Raw genomic sequence first — 1,137 nt, 5'->3', positions numbered from 1 at the left:
TCTCTCACTTCTTGCGGCTCCAAATCCGCCAAACGGAAATCGCTCGCGGTCTTCTCGCTGTGCGCCTGCCCCGTGCAGTGGGCAATCAGTCTGCGAAGCTGTTCCGCATAACACGCCATCCAGCCTTCCACCGTTTCCCTCCGGTACGCGTCTGCCGCATAGTCGCACGTAAACACGAGCTCCCCGCCAATCACCATCCCGTTCAGACTCAGCTTGTACTCTCCGGGGAGGTTCGGGTCGATGCTGCTGCCCGTCCCGTACGCCGACGTTTCGAATACGCCGGTGGTCACGTCCCGGTCGAACTGCCCCAAGTAGTTGAAGCAGATCTCCGGGCGAAGGTTGAAGTTCAACTCCCGTTTGTGCTCCGCGGCTGTCATATACTTCAGCACGCCATACCCGAGCCCTTTGTTCGGCACGCTCCGCAGCCCTTCCTTCACCCTCTTGATGCAGCCCGGCAACGTCTCGCATGACCCCAGGTCAAGCAGTGTCGGCACGACCGTCGTAAACCAGCCGACCGTTCGGCTCACATCCACCGCTTCCCCGATCTCTTCCCGGCCATGCCCTTCCAGGTCCACGACAAACCGATCCTCACCGGTCCATTCCCGCAGCGCCAGGCCGAGCCCCGTCAGCAGAATGTCGTTGATTTCCGTGTAGTACGCCCGATTCGACTGGTTCAACAGCTGCGTCGTCTCTTCCCGCGACAGCCGGATGCTCACCGCTCCGCCGGTTCGCTCCGCTTTCAGGGGTCCTTCGTCCGCCGGCAGCGCCGCAGCCGGCATCTCCTCGATTCGCTTCCAATACGCGATTTCACGCAGCTGTTCCTCACTGTCCGCATAGCGCGCCAGGGCCTCCGACCACGTCTGGAACGCATCCGTCTTCTCTGGCAAGCGGATCTCCTCGCCCCGCTCTGCCTGCTCATAACCGGTCTGCACATCTTCGAACAGGATCCGCCATGATACCCCGTCCACCACCAGATGGTGGATGACGATCAGCAGATGATCGCCCTCGCCGGTCTTCATCAGCCCCAGGCGCAGCAGCGGCCCTTGCTCCAGGTTCAGCCCCTGCTGCAGCCGGTCGGCTTCCGCCGCAATCCGCGTGTCCACGGCCGTCTCCCCGCACAAGTCGATTACGTCCAGG

The 1,137-nt window shown here is 62.4% G+C and carries 1 protein-coding gene; it reads right to left on the bottom strand.

Going from position 1 to position 1,137, the window contains the following annotated elements; all coding sequences use genetic code 11:
- A partial coding sequence (locus ACQ76X_RS35945) for a condensation domain-containing protein (protein WP_438498672.1) occupies nt 1-1,103 on the bottom strand: 1,103 nt, incomplete at its 3' end.
- Between the last annotated feature and the right edge of the window lie 34 nt (nt 1,104-1,137).

Origin of the sequence: Paenibacillus sp. IHBB 3054, from assembly GCF_051594305.1 — a bacterium.
GTDB lineage: Bacteria > Bacillota > Bacilli > Paenibacillales > Paenibacillaceae > Paenibacillus_AQ.
The sequence above is the reverse complement of the archived record's forward strand: the minus strand, read 5'-3'. Positions and strand labels throughout refer to the sequence as shown.